The organism is Stenotrophomonas sp. P5_B8 (assembly GCF_054049855.1).
Genome location: NZ_JBFULO010000703.1, coordinates 1 through 1213, shown reverse-complemented (window position 1 = coordinate 1213; position 1213 = coordinate 1). Strand labels below are relative to the sequence as shown.

Annotated in this window: 1 protein-coding gene; it reads left to right on the top strand. The window is 61.0% G+C overall.

What is annotated here, in order from left to right; all coding sequences use genetic code 11:
- On the top strand, positions 1 to 536 hold a 536-nt coding region (locus ACXJKH_RS20830; RefSeq protein ID WP_457322234.1), incomplete at its 5' end, for an RES family NAD+ phosphorylase.
- Between the last annotated feature and the right edge of the window lie 677 nt (positions 537 to 1213).

Sequence of the window (1213 nt, the reverse complement as noted above, 5' to 3'; positions counted from 1 at the left end):
ACGGATCCGTGGCGGTATCAGCCTCGACTATGGGGCCGCCTCCGAAAGAGGCTGCCTCAGCCGGCCGCATGAACCCTGCCGGCATCCCGTACTTCTATGCAGCGTTCGATGTGAAAACCGCCCTTGCGGAGATCGGCGAGGTTCCCGAGGGCAAATTGCCTGCAACCGCGGTCTTCCGTACCGAGAGATTGCTTAACGTTGTGGACCTCGTGAAGCTTCCTAGAGCGCCGTCTGTCTTTGCAACTGACCTAAGGGCTGAGCGTGTCAGGGCGCTGTTCTTAACCGGCTTCGTGACGGCAATCACACAGCCTGTCCATAAGGATGGCAGAGAACATATCGACTACGTCCCCTCGCAGATCGTTTGTGAGTACGTGGCTCAGTCTTTTTCCCGAGGCGATGGCGTATCCATCGACGGTCTAATCTTCCCGAGTGCCGCCCACCAAGGCGGCGTCAATCTGGTACTTTTCCCGTCAGGGAGCCCCTTCGACCACAATCGGTTCAAGGCTATTTCTTTTGGTAGTGCCGTCTCGATGTGAATGCACTGCTCCTCCCACCGTCTGCGTCGGATCTACGTGCCCCACTTGGCCATGGCCCTCTTCTTGCGGGCTTCGACCTTCGGTCAACCTCACCATCAACCGGCTTCTTCATCTCGCCAAAATTGCCGCTGGCGGCACCGCACCGGACCGGATTACGCCATCCTCGTGAGTCAAGCCACTGCGCTCAAGTGGTTGAATCTGGACAGAGCCTGACCGGCCAGTTATTGCCGGCTACTGGTAGTGTCGATGATTGACGTTGGAGCCACAGGCATAGCAGCGCCGATAGGCACCTCCCATCCGGGCACGGCCAGCCCGTTCGGGGCCGAGCGGTCCACCGCAATGAGAGCAGTCATGGCCCGCACCACGCTCCCACTGGTGCAGCCGGTAGGTAGCCATCCCCATCAACCCCAGGCTTGCGGCCACTAGCCCCACCGGCACCAAGCTGGCCATGGATTCCAGGCCCGCCAGCAGGGGTCGCTGGGGCCATGCCGACAGCATCGCTGCACATAGCGCCGCCAGCACAAGCAGCGACGCAGCTGGACCATACGCTCGCACCACCACCCAGCTTCCTCGTTCCATGATCCCCTCCCATCTCGTGGTTGCCTAAGCGATTGTCAGTATCCGGCGTCGCACAGCTTGAGATTGCGTCGGCGCCGGGACTGTCCGCGCACGCTGAC